This window comes from Arthrobacter sp. S2(2024), assembly GCF_036662515.1.
In the GTDB taxonomy this organism is placed as follows: domain Bacteria; phylum Actinomycetota; class Actinomycetes; order Actinomycetales; family Micrococcaceae; genus Arthrobacter.
On the sequence record NZ_JAYKZI010000007.1, the window covers coordinates 77,002 to 96,523 of the forward strand.

A 19,522-nucleotide genomic window follows, 5' to 3' on the forward strand; every position below is an offset into this window, starting at 1 on the left:
TAATTCTTTGACAGGGGAGTGTGCCCGTTTTTTATCCAAGGCTCAGCGCAGGCGCGGCGAAGGGCGGCCACCCGATTCTGGTGACCGCCCTGCCAAAGAGGATCTGGCTAGCCGTCAGGATCCTTCGCAGCCGGCTGGCTGCTGGAACCGGAGCCGATCACGCTGTGTTGGGGTTCGGGCATCTTCGAGTCAGCACCGTTCACTGACTGCCAGATGGACTTATTGAACAGCTGCTCATCGATCTTGTCTTCGGTGGCAGTGTCCTGGGTGGCCACCTGCGGGGCCATCGGAGCGTTTGCCCCGTTGACGGTGGTCATGTCGTAGCTGGGCTTGAGCGCGGTGTACGGCGTGTTGTCAGGCTTGGCCGTGAACGATGCGTTCATGGGAGTGGCGAACGCGTCGAACTGGGTCAGCGGACCGATGCCGGCAATGAGGCCGATGGTACGGACCATTGACGCCGTGCTGTAGAAGGTCGAATCGACTTTCCCTGTCTGGGTGTACGGGCTGATGGCCAGCGCCAAGGTGCGGTGCGCATCCACATGGTCCGGGCCGTTCTGAGCGTCATCCTCCGTGACGAAGATGGCGGTGTCCTTCCAGGCGGAAGAGTGGGACACGGTGTCCACCAGCTTGCCGAGCGCGTAGTCGTTGTCCGCGACATAAGCCTTTGGCGTGGGGGCGCCAACACGGGTGGCTTGGGTGTGGTCATTCGGCAGGCGCACGAACTGGACCGTGGGAACCGTTCCGGATGTCACTTGGGACTGGAAGTCGTTGGCCCATTCTTCAATACGTGGGGTACCGCAGCCAGGCTTCAGCGGCGCGAACGATCCCGCCGAATCAGGGCAGTTCAGGTCGTAACCGTGGTAGTTGTGGTCGGTCTGCGCATCCAGGACGGGGTCCGCGGCGTTGAACGTGCCGGCATTATTGGAAACGTAGAAGCCGTAGTTGCGGAAACTGACGCCTGCCTTGGCGAGCCGCTGCCAGACATACGTGTTGTCAGGCTGTTGGGCCGCGATTTCAGGGGCATTTCCTTCGCTGGGATACGGTGCCTTGCGGCCCGAGTAGTTGGCCGGCCACATCTGCTCGGCGTACGGGTTCGAGTTGGCAGAGGCCACCCAATTCCATCCGTTGGCGCTCACTTCAGCATCGGCGTAGAAGTTGTCAATGGTGGTGAACTTCTTGGAGAGGGCCCGCATATTCGGTGCGGACTCATCGCCGAAGAGGTTCAGCGAGGGATCTCCGTTGCCCTTGCCGAGGCTTCCAAGCACCTGGTCGTAGGTGCGGTTTTCCTTGACCACGTAGATCACGTGTTTGATGGGACTCTCTTGACCCGGTTGGCGCGGGATGATGTTGCCGCCGGCGGTGTCCGGGCGATTGTTGTTTTTGACCTGCTCGGTGGCCTTCTGCAGCTGACCGCCCTCCGGCACGCTGAAACTGCTCAGTGTGCCAACGATCATCGATCCGCTGTACTGGTTTTCGGCGGCCGGAGCGGTTGACTCGGGGTTTGGGTGGCCAGGTCCGTTGTTTGGCCCGGCGCCTAGCCCTTTCGCGTTGGTGACATGCAATGTCCCGTCGCTGAAGGCCAGCGAACTCGGGTACCAGCCCACAGGCACCACACCAGCGACTGCCTTCTGGGCGAGGTCGACGACGGCGACGTCGTTGTTACCGGAGTTGCTCACGAACAGGCGGTGGCCGGCTTCGTCCAAGGCCAGTCCGGTGGGATTGGTTCCCACCGGTGCGCCCTTTTCAGGTGCGACGCTGATATTCGTGCTTGTACCGGCGGCGGTGTCGACAACGGAGACGGTGTCGTCGTCGCCGTTGGCAACGTAAAGCGTGTGGCCGTCCTTCGACAGGACGGATTTGTTGGGATGGAGACCCACCGTGACGGTGCGGGAAACCTTCGGTTCGGCGCCTGTAATGTCCACCGCGGAGATGTCCGGGGCGCCCTGGTTGGTGACGAACGCCGTCGTGCCGTCCGGGGAAACGGCGACCGAAAGCGGCCGGTGACCGGCCGGCGTCGTCGAGACGTTTCCGGTGGCGAGGTCGACGACGGACACGGCGTCAGCGAGCTGATCTGCGACCACCAGCCGCTTGCCGTCGGGCGTGATCGCCAATCCGGCCGGAAAGAGATTGACTGCCTTGCCCGCGGGCGTCGTGGTGGGCAGCTGGATGGGCGCCCCTTCGGCCAGCTTGCCGCCGGAGTAGCCGTAGGTGCGGATCTTGGAGTTTGCTGCCGCGCTGGCGTAAAGCTTGGTGCCGTCGGGGCTCCACGCCAAGCCCATGTAGAGGGATTCCGGGGACTTGTAGGAGATGGTCTGGTCTACCTCGTGGTCTGCGAGATCCACGAGTTGCAGCGACTGCGTACCTTGACCGTTGTTCGTGACGGCGAGCCGCTTGCCGTCGGGGGAGATGGCGGAGTTCAGCGGGAGGTCCCCAAGTGAGGTCTGCTGTCCGGTCGGCGTGACGCGCATGCCGATTGAAGTGACTGCCGTTCCGTCCTCGTGGGGGCCGGCGAAGGTGGAGACCGCCGCGAACGCAGCGCTGCCGACCAGCACACAAGACAATGTTCCGATGATGACCGGGATTGTTTTGAATTTCATGCTCCCAAAGCTAGGAGCCCCGAAACACGTTGGTCCGACTCGCAGGGAACCATCAGCTAAATCATCAGTGAACTGATGAAGCGGGGCGGGACAGTGTGGATTCGCCAAGGGCGACGATCCAGTTTCATCATCCAACCCCGCCGGGGTCTAGGCTCGGCCTCATGACAGCTGACAAACCGATGCCGCAGGATCCGATGCAGGACCCGCAGCGGAGGGGTCCGACGTCGCAAGCCGGACCCGGTGCCGAGGGCAGCTTCCGGAGTGAATTGAAGCGCGGGGAGGACGTCATCGACCCGATGACCTTCGCCGGTTCGCTTCCGCAGGATCGCGGCATCGCCCCGCGTGTTCGGATCAGCCCCACCAAGTGGTTCAATCTGCTCTGGTTGATTCCGATCGGCTTCGTGCTGCTCATCGTCGCGGTCGCCGTCGCGAAAGGGATCCGCGGGCTGCCCCCCGTCGAGTCGTTCCTGAAGACCTATCCGGGAGCCTCAAAGCTGCCGGAGGGCGCCCCCGTCGGCTTTCCAGCCTGGCTGGGGTGGCAACACTTCCTCAACATGTTCTTCCTGATCTTCATCATCCGTTCGGGTGCACAGATACTCACGGACCACCCGCGACTGTATTGGACGCGACATTCGACGCCGGGACGGGATTGGTTCCGGGTACAGAAGCCAGTACCCGAAGATCCACTGTGGACGGCTAAGAAGGATTCGATCAGCCTCCCTCTGCAGGTCGGCCTGCCGGGGCTACGGCACTCGATCGGACTCGCGCGCTGGTGGCACCTTGGGATAGACACGCTATGGCTGGTCAACGGAGTCGTCTTTTTCGTGCTGTTGTTCGCGACGGGCCAGTGGATGCGCGTGGTCCCGCTGAGCTGGGACGTCATCCCCAACTCGATCTCGGTTGTCATCCAATACCTCTCCTTGGAATGGCCTACCGAGAGCGGATGGGCCAACTACAACAGCCTGCAACTGATCGCCTACTTCATCACGATCTTCATCGCTGCACCCCTGGCCCTCATCACCGGGCTAGGCATGTCCCCGGCGCTCTCCACGCGGTTTCGGCGTATCAGCTCGGTCTTCAACATCCAGATGGCACGTTCCTTGCACTTCCTGGTGCTGTGCTGGTTCCTGTTGTTCATCGTCCTTCACGTGGCTCTGGTTCTCACTACCGGGGCGCTGGAGAACCTCAACCACATGTACGCGGGGCGCAACGATCAGTCTTGGACGGGGTTCTGGATTTTCGCTGCCTCGATGGTGGTCATCATCGTCGGCTGGGTCGCTGCTACTCCGCTCACCATTCGGCATCCGCGGCTCGTCCAGAGGGCCGGTTACGCCCTTATCGGCCCGGCACAGCGGTTGTTCGAGCACATCGACTCACGCCCGGGGCAGTACACGGAGAAGGACATCTCGCCGCGCCTCTGGCTGAACGGCCAGTATCCCGAATCCGACGAGTACAAGAATCTCTTTGACAACGATTTCCGGGACTACCGCTTGCGCATCAACGGGCTCGTGGGCAATCCGGTCGAGTTGAGCCTCGCCGAGCTGCGAGCAATGGATTACCACGAGCAGATTACGCAACACTTCTGCATCCAGGGCTGGTCGGGAGTAGCCAAATGGGGAGGGGTGTCGATGCAGGCCATCCTCGACTTGGTCAAGCCGGCACCCGAAGCAAAGTGGGTGGTGTTCTATTCGTTGGGTGAGGGGCCGGATAAGGGCGACTACTACGATGCGCATCCGATCGAGCAGATGGGCTATCAGCTCACCATGCTCGCCTATGACATGAACGGCGCGCCGCTGTCGTACGGACACGGGGCGCCACTTCGGCTGCGCAACGAAGTGCAGCTCGGCTTCAAGATGGTCAAATGGATCAAGGGCATCGAGTTCGTAGCGGACTTCTCCGACGTGGGTGGCGGATTCGGCGGCTACAACGAAGACCACGAGTTCTTCGGATACCGGCAGTCGATCTAGCAGGCCTCAGAGTGTGGGTGCGCCAGTCAGCCCGCCAGCTCTCCTCTCCGGAACCTCAACTCCCGCAGGGCGCCTCGGAGCGGTGACCCGGTGAACGGTAGGTCCTCCAACTTGACCTTTCCAGAAGCTGACAGGGCCAATGCATTGGCGCCGGCGGCGGCGCGTTGTGGTAGGCCGAGGGCCAACGCGAAATCGGCCCAGTGCTTCGCCTTGAGGTTTTTGGTTTTCCCGGACAACGGCAACGCGAGCGAGTCGTCTCCGTATAACAGCGTGCATGGAATGTCATAGATCGGGGCCATAACGAATCCTCCGTGCCGGTCCCCGAGGATCGAGAGATTCTTGGCATGGAGATCGCCATTCCCGGTCAGCCAGGCAAAGACGAACTGCAGGTACAGATTGCGGCTTGCCACGAGTGGGGCCTTGCACTGCCCGGCCAGCGCAGCAGCGACGTCCTCCGACGTCACGGAAAACTTGGAAGCCGGTGGCAGGCCCATGACCTGGGCTCCGTCTTCCATGGGCAGGCGCACCCAGGAGCGATCCTTGTCCTGCACGCGGTCGAAGCGTTCCACCAGCAACCCAGGCAGCCCGTGCATGTCGGCGATGATATGGCTCTTCGCTACAGGGATCTTGAGATCCTTGGCGGCGGAAAGGTGCAGCGCTTCGTTTACCAGCAAGTGTGCGTGGTTGGGCGGGTCGAGTTTGAGCAGATACCGCTGCCCCCGGAGAGACAGTGGTGTGGTCAGCATGGAGGCACTTGCCTTGTCCTGTACTCCGGGGATGGCATGGCGGTCCACTGCATTGGCGAGGGCGGCAAAGTCCAGTTCCTCGGGCCTGGATGTGTCGGCAAGGGGTGCCGGTTCGGTGGGAATTTCGCCGCTAGGGACCACTTGGACGTCTCCTGGCACGTCGGCGCCGACTGCGAGCAGGAGGGTGAGTTCGTCGTCGAAGCTGGTTTTGGTAGCGTCCCTGAGCACGCTCAGCCGATGCCCCTCCGGCAGCAGGCCCGCGAAGAACGGCGGAAGAGCGCCAGCGGGAGTCTCGACGGGATGGTCCGTCACGGGCAGCGAACTGGCAACCGCGGGCAAACCGGATGTCAGGTACTCCGCCGCGTAGGAAAAACTGACCCCGCCCTGGCCAGTGCGGGCAAGGTGGCCCGCCAGGACGCCGCCTTTGTGAACGTCCGCTGCACGAACGAACTTCAACTCCTCGAAATCGTCGGCCATCAGACTGCTGCCATGTGCAGGCCGACGGCGTTGGCTACGGCCACGACGGCCCCCAGCGAAGGATTTCCGGTGGCGGTCTCAATCGCCCGCACGGTCCTTTCGGAAGTCCCGGCAAGGTCGGCAAGGTCAGCTTGCGTGATTCCAGCCTCTTTGCGGGCTTTCCGGATGGTGGCCGCAATCGCCGCTAGGTCTTCCACGAGTCTCCGATGATCCGGCACGATGTTGCCGATTTGACAGTATTCTTGGTCAATTCTGAACCATTTTGCCAAGATCGGCAAGATGCTGCCGAAAGTAATGATTTTGCTTGTTGTGAAGCCGTCAAAACCTCATTTCGGCAAGATCTTGCCGATTTGTGCTTGGAAGCCTAGTCCGCGATGGGCGGGCCGGGGCTACGTCCCCGCCAGCCATTCCGGTTCGAAGTCCGGATGGTCCGAATAGGGCAGCGCGAGGGCATTCAGAGATTTCGTGGTCCATTCGATCGATTCCGGGATCCACTGGGGGGTGTCCCCAAGCGTGCCGCGAACCATCGTGGCCAGGGCCGTCTGCCGTGCGGATTCCACGATGCTGAGCAGCCTTCTTTTTGATTCGCATTCCAAGAGAAGGCGCCGCTCGTACCATTTGCCCGCCTCGGAGACGGAACGGTCGCCGAGGAGTTTCCGCGCCGCAGCCTCGTCCTCGTCCAGGCGGTCCGAGAGGAAATCGACGATATCCACAAGTTGAGCGTACGCGTCCCTTGCAGTGGCGGAAATGCCCGCCTCGCCTAAGCCGGGTCGGTTTGCTTTTCGCGCTGGAGCTCGACGGCGGCGGCGGGCGACGAGGCGACGGCGGCGGCACGGGCTGAAACCGGGGCGGCGGTGGCTCGGGCCGTGACGGGGATGTTGACGTGGGGGAGGGCGGCAACGTGAGGGATGGCGTTGAAGTGGCTCCGGGACATGCTGCCGAACTCGTAGGCGGTCTCGGCGTGCTCTGACAAGTCCACGCCAGCCACCTCGGCTTCGTGGCTGACCCGGAATCCAACGGTCTTGTGGATGACCAGGGCGATGATCGCCGTCATGATTCCAGATACTGCAAGGGTGACAAGAATGGCGACGATCTGCGCCACGAGCTGCTGGAGTCCGCCTCCGTAAAACAGTCCTCCGCCCTTGCCGTTGACCGGCAGCGCGATGAATCCGAGCGCGAGCGTGCCCACGAGCCCGCCACCAAGGTGGACGCCCACGACGTCGAGGGAGTCATCGAAGCCGAACTTGTGTTTCAGGTCGACAAACACGGCGCAGGCTGCGCCGGCCACCAGACCCAGGCCAAGGGCTGCGGCTGGAGCCACGTTGGCGCAGGCCGGAGTGATAGCCACGAGGCCGGCAACGACGCCGGATGCGGCGCCCAAGGATGTGGGGTGGCCGTGCCGGATCTTCTCGGTGACCAACCAGCTGAGCATGGCACCAGCCGGGGCTACAAGGGTGTTGACCCAGATCAAGCCGGCCTGCGCCGACGTCGTGGCCGCGCCGGCATTGAAACCGAACCAACCGAACCACAAGAGGCCGGCGCCAAGCATGATGAAGGGGAGGTTGTGCGGGCGGTGGTTCGGGTCTTTTCCAAAGCCGTGCCGCTTGCCCAGGATCAACGCTAGGACAAACGCGGCAGCGCCGGAGCTGATTTCCACCACTGTGCCACCTGCGAAGTCGATCACCTGGCCGAAGACCGAGCTGATGGCTCCGCCGGGGCTGAGCAGGCCGCCGCCCCAGACCATGAAAGCCAAGGGACAGTACACGAGGGTGATCCAGATGGGGACGAAGATGACCCAGGAAGTGAATTTGGCGCGGTCGGCGATAGCGCCGCTGATCAAGGCCACGGTGACGATAGCGAACGTAGCGCTGAAGCCGAGCTTGATGAGATCGGTGGAACCGACCAGGTCTGCCGAGCCGAAGCTGCTGAACGGGTTACCGAAGATCCCCAGTACGCTCTTGCCGCTGATCATCGAGTAGCCCCACAGGATCCACACGGCGCCTACGATTCCCGCGGAGATGAAGCTCATCATGATCATGTTGAGGGAGGCCTTGGCCCGGGTCATGCCGCTGTAGAAGAGGCCGAGTGCCGGGGTCATGAGCAGTGCAAGTGCCGCCGACACCATCACCCAAACGTTTTCCGCAGTGATATCCACGTGCGTTTCCCTTCTTATCGGAATGCCTAGGAGGGCCGCCGTAGCGTGGCCCCGTTCTTCCCCTGCCCAATATTTCCGGTTCCGTGTTTCAAGCAATGCGAGGAAAAATTGCGGGGACGTTACATAACTTGCCTCGGCGTGAAGAACGCATGACGGGCATGTTTCAGGAATGTTAACGGCCCCCCGGCGGGGACGCGAGGCCACCTGGAGAGGGTGGCGAGGATCCCCGTGATTCCGCGGATTCCCGAGTCAACGGAGGTGAAATCCTTTCACCCGGCCGGAATTCGGGACATTTCTCGCACGTGAACGGCGGCTCACCGCCCCGAAAAGGATGTTTCAGCCGAACGCTGGCGCGTCACGGGTACCGGGCGCACACTTAGCCTGTGAAGCCGTTTCTCCTGCTCGCATCTCGCGCCGAAGACGCCGCCGCCGAGGAAGAGTACCAGGCGTATCTTCGTTTTGGAGGGCTCGCTCCCGAGCAGCTACAGCGCATCCGAATGGAGGCGGCGCCCCTGCCGCCGCTCAGGCTCTCCGACTATTCCGGCGTGATCGTGGGAGGCAGCCCCTTCACTTCGAGCGACTCGCCGGAGCACAAGAGCCCGGTCCAGAAACGGGTGGAGAAGGAACTCGCGCAGTTGCTGGACACGATTGTTGCCGCCGACTTTCCCTTCCTGGGGGCCTGCTACGGAGTGGGAACCTTGGGACTTCACCAGGGGGCCGTGATTGACCGTACCTATGGTGAAGGACTCGGCGGGGTAACCATCAAACTCACAGCGGAGGGCATCCAGGACCCGCTCCTCCAAGGCATATCCGAGCGCTTTGTCGCCTTTACCGGCCATAAGGAAGCCTGCACGGTCCTGCCGGGGCACGCGGTGCTACTCGCTGGTTCGGCCGCCTGCCCGGTGCAGATGTTCCGGATCAAGAAGAACCTTTATGCCACTCAATTCCATCCGGAGCTCGACGCCGAAGGCCTCGTCACACGGATCGACACCTATCGCCACGCCGGATACTTCCCGCCTGAGGCTGCTGAGCAGCTGATGGCCGACGCCCGGAAGATCACCGCGACCGAACCAATGAAGATCCTCGGCAACTTTGTCCGCCGGTACGCGATTCCCCAATAACGTCGGAGGAATGAAGCACAATGGGCCCATGACTTTTGCAAACGTAGGAAGCCTCGGCACGAAACCCGGCCAACGCGACGCCGTTGTATCCATCCTGCTCAGACCGAAACCGGAGCTCCGGGGCGCGGGCTGCCTCCTCTACGAGGTGGGCGTCAACGAAGAATCGCCGGACACGGTCTTTGTCTGCGAACTCTGGGAATCGGCGGAAGCACACCAAGGTTCGCTGAAGCTGGACAGCGTCCGGGCCGCGATAAGTGAGGCAATGCCACTGCTGTCCGGTGAGATGGGCGGCACCCGGTTCACGGTATTGGGCTCGCCGATCCGTGACGCCTGATATTCACCCAGGCGACACGTGGCTGATGGACAGGATTTTCATAGCTCTCACATAGCTGCGGTAGCTACGGTTGGTTCATTATGGAAGAGCGAGAGCCCCGTCGTCCCGGCCAAGGGTCCGGACGAAAGAGAAGTCGGTGGAACAGCTGGAGTCCCCGCCGACGTCGATCGGCCTTGCTGACAGCCTTCGCCGCCATTCTGGCCTTGACCCTGACGGCCACGGTCTACTCGGCTGCGCACGCCCGCTCATCCGTCTCCCGAACCGTGTCGGCGGTAGCCAGCGCCACGCCGTCGGCAGCTGTTCCAACCGCCTCCCCGACGGCAGCGGCCCCGACGACGGCAGCCGCCGCACCGCCGTCGACCGCGGCCGAGACTCCGAGCGCCGCCCTAGCCGTCGCCGCTCCCGCAGCCGCAGCGCCGGCCGCGCCGGCTACCGGCGTGACTCCCGCGTTGGACTCGGAGATCAACGCCATCATCGACGCGAACAGCCAGTACCAGATCGGCGTCACCCTGATCGACCTGTCCGATGGCTCAAGCCATCAGTACGGGGTCCAGGCGCCGTTCGAGGCAGCAAGCACCGCAAAGGTCCTGGCTGCCGCCGCGTACTATCACCTCGTCGAAACGGGCGCAGTGTCCCTTGACGATCCCTTGGGCGACTATACGGCTGGATTCCAGATCAAAGAGATGATCCAGGACAGCGACAACGACTCCTGGTCCTTGATCATGGACGCGGTTGGCTTTTCGGAACTCCAGTCCTATGCCGCATCGATCGGCGTCAGCTATGACCCCATGAACAACACGCTGACTCCAAGCGAAATGGCAAGCATCATGGCCGGGCTCTACGGCGGGAAGCTGTTGAACCAGCAAGACACCGCACAGCTCTTGTCCTACATGCAGAACACAAACTACGAATCGCTCATCCCCGCCGCGGTGCCAGCCGGAATCACTGTTTTCCACAAGTACGGACTGCTCGTCGACGAACTCCACGACGCCAGCATCCTCACCAACGGGACCAACTCCTACGCCTTCGTGGTCTACACCAAAGGCCAGGACGAGAGCGATATCCCGGCCCGTACCGACATCTTCCACCAGCTCACCCAGGCTGTGGTGAACGCCCTGTTCTAAAGGGAGGCGTTCCTACCTTCAGCATCATGACGCCGGCCGTGCAGTCAGATTGACTGCGCGGCCGGCGTCCTTGTTCCCTTATGGGCGCTGAGCGCCTGTCGCGATGCTATCTATATACCTCCCTTCTGCATGGGGTCGGGCCAATTTCCTATGATCCGGCCGGTTGATGTCTTCGTGGCCCGGATTGCGTGGTTGCTACTGGTTTGGACTTGCATTGTCTTTCTCCTGACTGAGACTTGGTCCCGCGCTGTTTAGCGCAGATGGTCGTGCCTGCCACGGGGACAGGGTTGACCTGTTCAGTCGGGAGTTGACCCCGGATCGAACGCAGGTTCGGCTGCGGGGACTTGCCCACCGTCGGGGACGGGGCTGCTGTGGACCGGTGGCGCCAGTGCACGTTGTTCAGGGAGGTCCGCCGCGCCGTTGGCGGCCGAGCCGCCTTGCGATTCCGACGTCGAGCCAGACTCTTGGGGCGGTGCCACCGGAGGGAACTGTTTGCCGGGCGGAGGGCCGCCCGGAAGCTGAGGCATTTCCGTCGTCGCCAGCACTGCCGGGGGCAGGACAACGAGGTCGGCCAGAATGAATCCGGGGATCCGCATGCTCGTCGCCGCTCCGCGTCCGGGGATTGGCAAAAGCATGGGATATGCCAACGCGTGTTCGCCTTCGGCCCGAGCCCTCAACGGAACGCCCGGGACGGCGCCGATTGGAAGGCCTCGTCCCGGAGGATCCAGGACACCCGGCAATGGCGGCAATGGCGGCGGCAAGGCCGGCCCTGGAGGCAGTTGGGGTACCGAAGGCAACCCGGGCAACGCCGGAATTGTGCCGACCACCGTATCAACCAAGGAGCTCGCGGGATCAGTGAGCGCGGTCACAACGGGAGTCGCCGTGGAGCCGGGCAGTTGGCTGACCACGGTTCCGGGAAGGGCAGACACTTGCGTCGGACTAGGAATGGCGGACAACAGGCCGTGGGCCACCGGCCCGATCGGATCGGGCAACGGGGACGGGAGCAGGGAGGATGAAAGGGGAATGGTTGGAGCTGAGGGAACGGCAGGGACAGCCGGAATCGTCGGCAGGACGCTAGCTGCCTGCGAAGGACCGGCCAGCCATAGCAACCACGCCAATGCGCCAAAAACGGCGAGAAGAACGGGGCGAACCAAAGAAACGCGACGGCACCCCAGAGACCCAGCCAAACACGCCACCTCCCCAGTGCGGTGTTTGGATATTAAGGTACGCCCGTCCGGGGCGACAGTAAATAGCTAAGCACGCTTAGTGACCGAACTCCGGAAGGATCGCCAGGTGGGACGCGGCATCGACGTCGGGGCGGAGATCCCGGTCCTGCACGTCGGCGGGCAACGATAGACCGGCGTCGAGGGCTTTTCGGAACCGAGGACTCGTAAATTCTCCTCGTGTCCTGCCCTGCAGCCTGAGCGCCCGCGATGCGCAAAGGAGTTCGATGCCAACCACCGTAGAAAGCGCCCGCACGGTGGAATCCATGCGGGAGCTGGCCACGCTCGCGAAGCTGGCATCCTCTTCGGCGCCCAACGAGAGCACCACGGTTTGCAGGCTCACGGGCTGGGCATTGGCCCGAATTCGGCCCACCGCTGCGGCTGCCACGTATTCCAGCATCATGACGCCGGACTGGCCGGCGTCGTCGCCCGCAAGGAATCGGTGCAGCCCCGTGTACGCCGGGTCGCAGAGCAAGCTGATCCTCCGAAGGTTCGTGGCGCACGCCGCACCGATGGCCAGTTCCAGGGCATCAATGCGGCGGGCGAGGTTGGTCATCTGGAAGAGGCCGTGGTGGGCTACTCCATTGCTGCCCTCCTCTGCGGAACCGAACACTAGGGGGTTTTCATGACCGGCCACAACCAAGCGTTCCAAAAGGGTACCGAGCGCGTCCAACTCCTCGACCACCGAGCCGAGGGCCTGAGGCAGGGTGCGCAAGCAGTACGGGTCCTGGATCCTCGCCGGCGCACCGCTGCCTTCCACGAGGCCGAGCAGAACCCCAGCCACCTCGGTGACTGCGGGCGAATCAGCTGCCCGCGCGACTTCAGGGCTCAATGCCTCGGGATTCCCGGACATTGCAGCGAAGGACAAGGCGCTCACCGTGGTCAGGTTTTCCACGAGCGTGGCGAGTCTTTGGTGGGCGAGTGTGGCCTGGGCGATAGTGAGCGCGCTGGAGCTGATGAAGGGAAGTGCGTCCTCGGTGGCCCAGGTTTCCAGCGGCGCGGGGACGTCCTGGCCCTCCATGGTGGGGCGCTCACCGAGGAGGGTGAGGGCCGTTCCCGCCAGCGCAGCCAGGTCCGCTGTGCCGATTCCGCCGAATTCCCGCACCTCCGGCAAAGCGTCGGCGTTGAGCATGTCCACCACTGCGTCGGCCACAGATGGGCTGATGCCGGACGAGCCCGCGGCAAGCTGCGAGAGCCTGATGACAAGCATGGCCCTGACGGTTTCCTGGTCAAGGACGCGTCCGGCGTCGACGGCATGGCTGCGCAAGAGGTTCAAGCCGTGGACGTTGGCGTCCTTGTTCGCGGCGTCCAATGCCACGGAGCGGTTGGCCCCGACGCCTGTTGACCGCCCATAGACGGGTCGGGACAGTGCCGTCGCACGAGCGGACCGTTGGGATGCGGCCATCCGGTCAACCGCCGACGGCGCCAACGTCACCTTTGTTCCGTCCCCTGCCACGGCCGCGATGTCGCTCAGGTGCAGCCGTTTGCCGTCGATTTCGATCATGGAGGTGATCCTTCCTCAGATGTGCAGTTGACCTTCCCAACTAGCTTGCAGTTGTTGTCGTTTTGGGGTCCCATAACGACATCTAATGCGAGTTAGTTGGGGGTGTGGGGTCTGGTTAGTTGGTTTCCGTCATGGTCGGGTTCATGGGGATGCGGACGCCGCGTTCGTGGGCGACTTCGATGGCGCGGTCGTAGCCGGCGTCGGCGTGGCGGATGACGCCCATGCCGGGGTCGTTGGTGAGGAGGCGTTCGAGTTTCTGCGCGGCGAGCTCGGTGCCGTCGGCGACGGAGACCTGGCCGGTGTGGATGGAGCGGCCGATGCCCACGCCGCCGCCGTGGTGGATGGAGACCCAGGTCGCGCCGGAGGACGCGGCGGTCAGGGCGTTGAGCAGGGGCCAGTCGGCGATCGCGTCGGAGCCGTCCTTCATGGACTCCGTTTCCCGGTACGGGGAGGCCACGGAGCCGGAGTCCAGGTGGTCCCGGCCGATCACGATCGGGGCCTTGACCTTGCCCTCGGCGACGAGCTGGTTGAACAGCAGCCCGGCCTTGGCGCGTTCCCCGTAGCCGAGCCAGCAGATCCGGGCCGGGAGGCCTTCGAACTCGACCCGTTCGGCGGCGGCGTCGAGCCATTTGTGCAGGTGGGTGTTCTCCGGGAACAGTTCCTTGATGGCCTTGTCGGTGACGGCGATGTCTTCGGGGTCACCGGAGAGCGCGACCCAGCGGAACGGGCCCAGTCCTTCGCAGAACAGGGGCCGGATGTAGGCCGGGACGAAGCCGGGGAACTCGAACGCCCGGCCGTAGCCGCCCTTGCGGGCCTCGTCGCGGATCGAGTTGCCGTAATCGAAGACCTCGGCCCCGGCGTCCTGGAACTCGACCATGGCCTGGACGTGCCGGGCCATGGAGGCCTGGGCTTTCTTGGTGAACCCTTCCGGGTCCGCTTCGGCCTCGGTGTGCCACTCGTCCACGGTGATGCCTTCGGGCAGGTAGGAGAGCGGGTCGTGCGCGGAGGTCTGGTCCGTCACGACGTCGATGGTCAGTTCCCCGGCCCGGTGGCGGGCCAGCAGTTCGGGGAAGACTTCGGCGGCGTTGCCGACATAGCCGACGGACCAGCCGCGGCGCTCGGCCTTGGCTTTCTGGACTTTGGCGATCGCGGTGTCCAGGTCGGTTTCGACCTCGTCCAGGTAGCGCTTGCCGACCCGGCGGCGCAGCCGGGACTCGTCGACGTCCACGATCAGGCAGGCCCCGTCGTTCAGGGTCACCGCGAGCGGCTGGGCCCCGCCCATGCCACCGCACCCGCCGGTCAGCGTCAGCGTTCCCGCGAGCGGGCCCTCGGTGGAACCCTCCGGGGCCGGCGCCGGGTGGCGGCCTGCGGCGGCGAGTTTGTTCCCGACGGCGGCGAAGGTTTCGTAGGTGCCCTGCAGGATGCCCTGGGTGCCGATGTAGATCCAGGACCCGGCGGTCATCTGCCCGTACATCATCAGGCCCTCTGCCTCCAGGCGGCGGAACTCCGGCCACGTCGCCCAGTCCCCCACCAGGTTCGAGTTCGCCAAAAGCACCCGCGGCGCCCACTCGTTCGTGCGGAACACGCCCACGGGCTTGCCGGACTGCACCAGCAGCGTCTCGTCCTTCTCCATGGTCTCCAGGGTCCGGGTGATCGCGTCGAACGCGGCCCAGGACCGGGCAGCCCGGCCCGTGCCGCCATACACGACCAGGTCATCCGGACGCTCGGCAACCTCCGGGTCCAGGTTGTTCATCAACATGCGCAACGGCGCTTCGGTCTGCCAGCTCTTCGCGGTCAGCTCCGTGCCGCGCGCGGCCTTGACCGGACGGGCTCCGGTAGTGAAATCAGCGGGTGCCATTCTTCGTACTCCTTGGTGAGCGGGACTAGTTGCTTCGTGCTCGAACTAGGCCAAGTTCTTGGACTTGAGCCAGTCCTGGGCGATCTGTCCCATGTCCTCGAACTTGGCGGTCCTGCCGTTCATCTGGATCAGGTCATCGGTGGTCAACGCGGCAGATACCCTGTCCAGCACGCCCTTGACGGTGTCGCTGGCCTTCTTCTGGTTGATGACGGGAACGATGTTCTCGGACAAGAACAGATTCTTGTTGTCTTCCAGGGCAACCAGGTTGTTGGCGGCGATGGCGGGATCGGTGCTGAAGAGGTCGGCAACCTGTACCTGACCGGAAAGGAGGGCGTTCAGCGTGAGCGGACCGCCGGCGTCGAGCGCTGAGAACTCCTTGAAGTCGAGGTTGTAGACGGACTTCAGGCCGGCAACGCCGTTAATACGGGTCTTCCACTCCGGCGGGCCGCCCAGGACGAGGTCCTTGGCAGCAGGCTGAAGGTCGCTGATGGACTTGAGGTTGTACTTGTCGGCGGTTTCTTTCTTGACCGCCAAGACGTCCTTGTCCTGTGCCTTGGATGCCGTCAGCTGCGTGAGACCGGACGGAATCTTGGTGCTCAGCTCTTTGGTGACCTCATCCGAGGTTACCGCTTTGGTGGAGGCATCGAGGTACTGCAGCAGCGCGCCGCCATACTCTGGCATGAGGTCGATGGAACCGTCCTTCAGTGCCGGGATGGTGACTTCGCGGCTGCCGATGCTGGGCTTCTCCGTGACCTGGACGCCCTTCGACTTGAGGGCCTCGGCGTAGATCTTGGCAATGAGCTGGCTTTCCGGGAAATCCGCGGAGCCGACGATGATGCTGTCCGTCGATCCTGCGGCCTGGGAGTTGTTGTTGGTGGAGCTCATGGGATCCCCACCACAAGCGCTCAGGGCGATGGCGGTGGCAGCCGCCAGGGCGAAACCAGTCAGGTACTTTTTCATGTCAATTCTCTCTGGGAGGGCCGTTGCAGGGCATGCGGTGGCCAAGTGGGGGTGGTTTGAACGGTGTTGCCGCCGTAGGGCAGGGCGCCCGACGGCGATGAAGCGGGGGAGCTGCTTAGACCGTGACGGGGGTTTTCACGGTGTCAGCCGCCGCGGCCGGGGCGGCCGCCTTGCCGGTGCGCCGGGTCAGTCCGGGTGAGACGACCCTGCGGGTGATGAAGGCGAGCAATTGGTCGAAGAACAGGGCCAGCAGCGCAACCAGCACGGCTCCGGCCACCATCTGGCTGTAATCGTTCTGGGCCTTGCCGTCGATCAGCAGCCGTCCGAGGCCGCCGAGCGAAATGTACGCGGCGATGGTCGCCGTCGAGATGATCTGCAGCAATGCGCTGCGGACCCCGGACAGCATGAGCGGGAGCGAGCAAGGGAGCTGGATGTCCGTGAGGATCTTCATGGTGCGGAAGCCCATGCCCTTGGCGGCGTCGACGGCGGCAGCGTCCACCGCGCGGACACCGGCGTACGTGTTGGTCAGGATGGGTGGGACCGCGAGGAGCACCAGGACGATGAGGCTCGGCAGGATGTAGCCCATTTTGGACGGGAACGCGGGCGAGATCAGCAGGACCAACAGAATCAGCAGGCCCACGCTGGGGAGGGCGCGGAGGGCGTTGGCCAGGCCCGCGATCATGAAGACGCCCTTGCCTGTGACTCCGATGTAGATACCGAGCGGAACGGCGATGATGGCCGCGACGACGAGGGCAATGAGGGAGTAGAGCAGGTGTTCGCCGATCAGGGTGGGGATGCCGTCGGCGCCGCTCCAGTGTGCGGGATTGAACAAGTAGTTGATCATGATGCCACCACCTTGGGGGTCCACGGTGTCAGCCACCGGTTGAGGAGGATGATCAGTCCGTCAAGGATCATGGCCAGGACCACGCAGAGGATGATGCCGGCGATGATCGGGGTGAAGAACCGCAACTGGAAGCCTTGGGTGAAGAGCGAGCCGAGCTGCGGGATGCCGAGCAATGCTGCCACGGAAACAAGGCTCACGTTGGAGACTGCCGCGACGCGGAGTCCGGCACTGATGACCGGGACGCCCACGGGTAGCTCCACTTTCACCAGGCTCTGGTATCCGCGGTAGCCCATCGCCTTGGCGGCTTGGACCGTGTCTTCCGGCACGGAATCCAGGGCGTCGGCTACGACGCGTACCAGCAGCGCCACGGTATAGATGGTCAGAGCTGCCACGATGTTGAGGGGATCCAGGATCTTGGTGCCAAGGGCCAGCGGCAACAGGACGAACAGGGCGAGGGAAGGGACTGTGTAAAGCAGGCCCGCCACGCCTACCAGAAGGGGATAGATCCGGCGGCTGCGGTGTGCCCACCAGCCAAGGGGCAATGCGATCAGCAGGCCGAGGATAAGGGGAGTGACGGCGAGCAGCACGTGCCAACCGAGGAGGAAGACGATGTTGTCGGACTGACGGCCGAGCCATTCAAAGTTCATCGCGCCGTCTCCAAGTGCGGCTCGGCCTCGATCGCCTTGACGACGTCGGTGGCCGTCACTGTGCCGATAAGCTCGCCGTGTTCGTTGACGACGACGCCGCGCCGGCTGGGGGAGGAAAGTGCGGCGTCGAGCAACTGGCGCATGGTCCCGGACGACGACGCGGAGGTGCCGCTGAGGTTGAGGTGCTCCCTCGTGAGCTCGCCCTTGATGAGGTCCGCTTGTGCCCAGCCGAGCGGCTTCCGCAGCGGGTCGACCACCAGCACCCAGGCCCCCGTGGCCTTGCTCTGGGCCTCGGCGGCAGATGCGCCGAGGGTGACCACGGCTTCTTCGGAAACGGCAACCGTGCCGGCCGCGTTGGTGAAGCCGAGGGAACGGTAGCCACGGTCACGTCCCACGAAGTCGGCCACGAATTCGTCAGCCGGGGACGTCAGCAGCTCCGACGGCGTGGCCATCTGGGCGAGTTTTCCGCCGACACGCATCACGGCAACCTGGTCGCCGAGCTTGAGGGCCTCATCGATGTCGTGGGTGACCATGATGATGGTCTTGCCGATCTCGCGCTGCAGTCGGAGGAACTCCTCCTGGAGCTGTGCGCGGACCACGGGGTCAACGGCACTGAAGGGTTCGTCCATGAGCATGAAGGCCGGATCCGAAGCCAAAGCCCGGGCCACGCCCACGCGCTGCTGCTGTCCACCGGACAGTTGCCACGGGTAGCGCTTGGCGAAGCTCGCGGGGAGTCCGACGCGCTCCATGAGCTCGAGGGCTTTCATCCGGGCCTTTTGCCTGCTCTCGCCGAGCAGCACGGGCATCGTTGCCACGTTGTCGACGATAGTGCGGTGCGGAAAGAGGCCGGCGTGCTGGATGACGTAGCCGATCCGGCGGCGCAGCAACGCAGCGTCCATGCCCGACGTCGGCTGGTCATCGAGGTAGATGGTGCCGCTGGTGGGTTCGATGAGGCGGTTGATCATCCTGAGGGACGTGGTCTTGCCACAGCCGGACGGGCCAACCAAGATGGTCAGCTTGCCGGTGGGCGCCTCGAGGTTCAGGCCGTCGACGGCGACCGTCCCGTCCGGGTACGCCTTGGTGACATTTTCAAACTTGATCATTTCTTTTCCATGCTTTCCTGGGGCACTTCATGGTCTCCGGAGGGTTCCACGAGGATGTTGTTCGCCACCCTCGCCAGTTCCTCGCCAAATGTCTGGGCCTTCGCCTCGCCCAAGCGGTAGCTCGGTGCGACGATGCTGAGGGCTGCCACGGTGCGGCCGCCGATCACGATGGGTGCGGCGACGGCCGTAATGTCGTCTTCTACGCCGCTTCGCACGATGGCGAAGCCGCGACCGTTCTGCCCGCCAGTGAGGACCTTCCCGGCGGCGGATCCTTCCAGCGGAATGCTCCTGCCGACCCAACTGGTGTGCCGGACAGAGTGCGTACCTTCGACAATGGCGATGTAGATTCCGGTTTCCCCAGGACCAGGAATGCTCAAATAGCAGGACTCGCCCGTGTCGGCCACCAGCCTCTTCATATGCGGTGTGCACAGAGACACGAGGGATTCCTGTCCGAGCGCGAGTGCTCCCAACTGGATGACACTGGCGCCGGGCCGGAAGTTTCCGCTCGGGTCCCGCTTCACGAATCCGCTGCCCTCCAGTGTGCGGAGGAGCCGGAGTGCGGTGCTGGCCGACAAGTCAACAACGCGTGCGGCGTCGCTCAAGCTGATGGCGCCATCGGTACAGACCGCGCTCAGGAGGGCCAACGCCCTTTCGACCGTCCGGGTGGAAGAGTCTGCTGCCACTGACTGACCTGCTTTCAAGTGGTCTGAATCACCATGTCTTGCCACTTAGTAAAAATCAACTTTCATCGAATGGCAATAGATTTCGTGAAATTACCTGAGATTCCGGGATTTGAGACGCTTGGTGGGAACAAGCCGTTTCGACGGTGTTTCAAGCCTGTTAATTGTCACGGTTCTGCGCT

17 protein-coding genes are annotated in these 19,522 nt (G+C 63.6%); 4 read left to right on the forward strand and 13 right to left on the reverse strand.

What is annotated here, in order from left to right:
• Positions 1-107 precede the first annotated feature (107 nt).
• Positions 108-2,597 carry a bifunctional YncE family protein/alkaline phosphatase family protein gene (locus tag VLA65_RS14915; RefSeq protein WP_332602960.1) on the reverse strand — a complete coding sequence of 830 codons (2,490 nt, stop codon included), beginning with the start codon at positions 2,595-2,597 and terminating at the stop codon, positions 108-110.
• A gap of 161 nt (positions 2,598-2,758) precedes the next feature.
• Between VLA65_RS14915 and VLA65_RS14920 the strand changes: the two genes are divergently transcribed.
• Positions 2,759-4,564: a molybdopterin-dependent oxidoreductase gene (locus VLA65_RS14920; protein WP_332602961.1), complete on the forward strand. Its 1,806-nt coding sequence runs from the start codon at positions 2,759-2,761 to the stop codon at positions 4,562-4,564.
• 26 nt (positions 4,565-4,590) lie between these two features.
• On the opposite strand, the gene VLA65_RS14925 is transcribed toward VLA65_RS14920, so the two are convergent.
• From VLA65_RS14925 to VLA65_RS14940, 4 genes are all read right to left on the reverse strand, one after another.
• Positions 4,591-5,787: a type II toxin-antitoxin system HipA family toxin gene (locus VLA65_RS14925; RefSeq protein WP_332602962.1), complete on the reverse strand. Its 1,197-nt coding sequence runs from the start codon at positions 5,785-5,787 to the stop codon at positions 4,591-4,593.
• Complete coding sequence (locus VLA65_RS14930) at positions 5,787-5,984, reverse strand: helix-turn-helix transcriptional regulator (RefSeq protein WP_284992068.1); 198 nt, start codon at positions 5,982-5,984, stop codon at positions 5,787-5,789. Before VLA65_RS14930 ends, VLA65_RS14925 begins: the two co-directional genes overlap by 1 nt.
• Before the next feature lie 192 nt (positions 5,985-6,176).
• A complete protein-coding gene (locus VLA65_RS14935) occupies positions 6,177-6,500 on the reverse strand; it encodes a DUF6221 family protein (protein WP_332602963.1) in 324 nt (107 codons plus the stop codon).
• Between the two features lie 47 nt (positions 6,501-6,547).
• Positions 6,548-7,942: an ammonium transporter gene (locus VLA65_RS14940; protein WP_307053934.1), complete on the reverse strand. Its 1,395-nt coding sequence runs from the start codon at positions 7,940-7,942 to the stop codon at positions 6,548-6,550.
• Positions 7,943-8,325: 383 nt separating this feature from the next.
• Here VLA65_RS14940 and VLA65_RS14945 point away from each other — a divergent pair, with 383 nt between their 5' ends.
• The 3 genes from VLA65_RS14945 (at position 8,326) to VLA65_RS14955 (ending at position 10,521) form a co-directional block, all read left to right on the forward strand.
• Entirely contained in the window at positions 8,326-9,063 is a 738-nt protein-coding gene (locus tag VLA65_RS14945) for a glutamine amidotransferase (RefSeq protein WP_059389389.1), read from the forward strand.
• A gap of 28 nt (positions 9,064-9,091) precedes the next feature.
• Positions 9,092-9,397 (forward strand): putative quinol monooxygenase, encoded by a 306-nt coding sequence (locus tag VLA65_RS14950; protein WP_059389390.1) that lies wholly within the window; start codon positions 9,092-9,094, stop codon positions 9,395-9,397.
• A 173-nt stretch (positions 9,398-9,570) separates the two neighbouring features.
• Positions 9,571-10,521 (forward strand): serine hydrolase, encoded by a 951-nt coding sequence (locus VLA65_RS14955; RefSeq protein ID WP_332602964.1) that lies wholly within the window; start codon positions 9,571-9,573, stop codon positions 10,519-10,521.
• Positions 10,522-10,817: 296 nt separating this feature from the next.
• Here VLA65_RS14955 and VLA65_RS14960 read toward each other — a convergent pair whose 3' ends face one another.
• The 8 genes from VLA65_RS14960 to VLA65_RS14995 all read right to left on the reverse strand — a co-directional run bounded on the left by VLA65_RS14960 (position 10,818) and on the right by VLA65_RS14995 (position 19,388).
• Positions 10,818-11,450: a hypothetical protein gene (locus tag VLA65_RS14960; RefSeq protein ID WP_332602965.1), complete on the reverse strand. Its 633-nt coding sequence runs from the start codon at positions 11,448-11,450 to the stop codon at positions 10,818-10,820.
• A gap of 334 nt (positions 11,451-11,784) precedes the next feature.
• Positions 11,785-13,248 (reverse strand): aromatic amino acid ammonia-lyase, encoded by a 1,464-nt coding sequence (locus tag VLA65_RS14965; protein ID WP_332602966.1) that lies wholly within the window; start codon positions 13,246-13,248, stop codon positions 11,785-11,787.
• Positions 13,249-13,363: 115 nt separating this feature from the next.
• Positions 13,364-15,106, reverse strand: a complete 1,743-nt coding sequence (locus VLA65_RS14970) for a urocanate hydratase (protein ID WP_332602967.1) — start codon at positions 15,104-15,106, stop codon at positions 13,364-13,366.
• A gap of 45 nt (positions 15,107-15,151) precedes the next feature.
• Entirely contained in the window at positions 15,152-16,066 is a 915-nt protein-coding gene (locus tag VLA65_RS14975) for an ABC transporter substrate-binding protein (protein ID WP_332602968.1), read from the reverse strand.
• A gap of 115 nt (positions 16,067-16,181) precedes the next feature.
• Positions 16,182-16,910: an ABC transporter permease gene (locus VLA65_RS14980; protein ID WP_332602969.1), complete on the reverse strand. Its 729-nt coding sequence runs from the start codon at positions 16,908-16,910 to the stop codon at positions 16,182-16,184.
• Complete coding sequence (locus tag VLA65_RS14985) at positions 16,907-17,557, reverse strand: ABC transporter permease (RefSeq protein ID WP_332602970.1); 651 nt, start codon at positions 17,555-17,557, stop codon at positions 16,907-16,909. The genes VLA65_RS14980 and VLA65_RS14985 overlap by 4 nt, the downstream gene beginning before the upstream one ends.
• Positions 17,554-18,660 (reverse strand): ABC transporter ATP-binding protein, encoded by a 1,107-nt coding sequence (locus tag VLA65_RS14990; RefSeq protein WP_284989879.1) that lies wholly within the window; start codon positions 18,658-18,660, stop codon positions 17,554-17,556. The genes VLA65_RS14985 and VLA65_RS14990 overlap by 4 nt, the downstream gene beginning before the upstream one ends.
• The gene (locus VLA65_RS14995) at positions 18,657-19,388 is read right to left on the reverse strand and encodes an IclR family transcriptional regulator (protein WP_284989880.1); all 732 of its coding nucleotides are present in this window, start codon (positions 19,386-19,388) and stop codon (positions 18,657-18,659) included. The genes VLA65_RS14990 and VLA65_RS14995 overlap by 4 nt, the downstream gene beginning before the upstream one ends.
• Between the last annotated feature and the right edge of the window lie 134 nt (positions 19,389-19,522).

What these genes read in the sequence shown, in the direction of transcription:
- VLA65_RS14990 (WP_284989879.1), bottom strand. Translation starts at nt 18,660, where the DNA reads ATGATCAAGTTTGAAAATGTCACCAAGGCGTACCCGGACGGGACGGTC.
- VLA65_RS14975 (WP_332602968.1), bottom strand. Translation starts at nt 16,066, where the DNA reads ATGAAAAAGTACCTGACTGGTTTCGCCCTGGCGGCTGCCACCGCCATC.
- VLA65_RS14925 (WP_332602962.1), bottom strand. Translation starts at nt 5,787, where the DNA reads ATGGCCGACGATTTCGAGGAGTTGAAGTTCGTTCGTGCAGCGGACGTT.
- VLA65_RS14920 (WP_332602961.1), top strand. Translation starts at nt 2,759, where the DNA reads ATGACAGCTGACAAACCGATGCCGCAGGATCCGATGCAGGACCCGCAG.
- VLA65_RS14915 (WP_332602960.1), bottom strand. Translation starts at nt 2,597, where the DNA reads ATGAAATTCAAAACAATCCCGGTCATCATCGGAACATTGTCTTGTGTG.
- VLA65_RS14965 (WP_332602966.1), bottom strand. Translation starts at nt 13,248, where the DNA reads ATGATCGAAATCGACGGCAAACGGCTGCACCTGAGCGACATCGCGGCC.
- VLA65_RS14950 (WP_059389390.1), top strand. Translation starts at nt 9,092, where the DNA reads ATGACTTTTGCAAACGTAGGAAGCCTCGGCACGAAACCCGGCCAACGC.
- VLA65_RS14980 (WP_332602969.1), bottom strand. Translation starts at nt 16,910, where the DNA reads ATGATCAACTACTTGTTCAATCCCGCACACTGGAGCGGCGCCGACGGC.
- VLA65_RS14970 (WP_332602967.1), bottom strand. Translation starts at nt 15,106, where the DNA reads ATGGCACCCGCTGATTTCACTACCGGAGCCCGTCCGGTCAAGGCCGCG.
- VLA65_RS14985 (WP_332602970.1), bottom strand. Translation starts at nt 17,557, where the DNA reads ATGAACTTTGAATGGCTCGGCCGTCAGTCCGACAACATCGTCTTCCTC.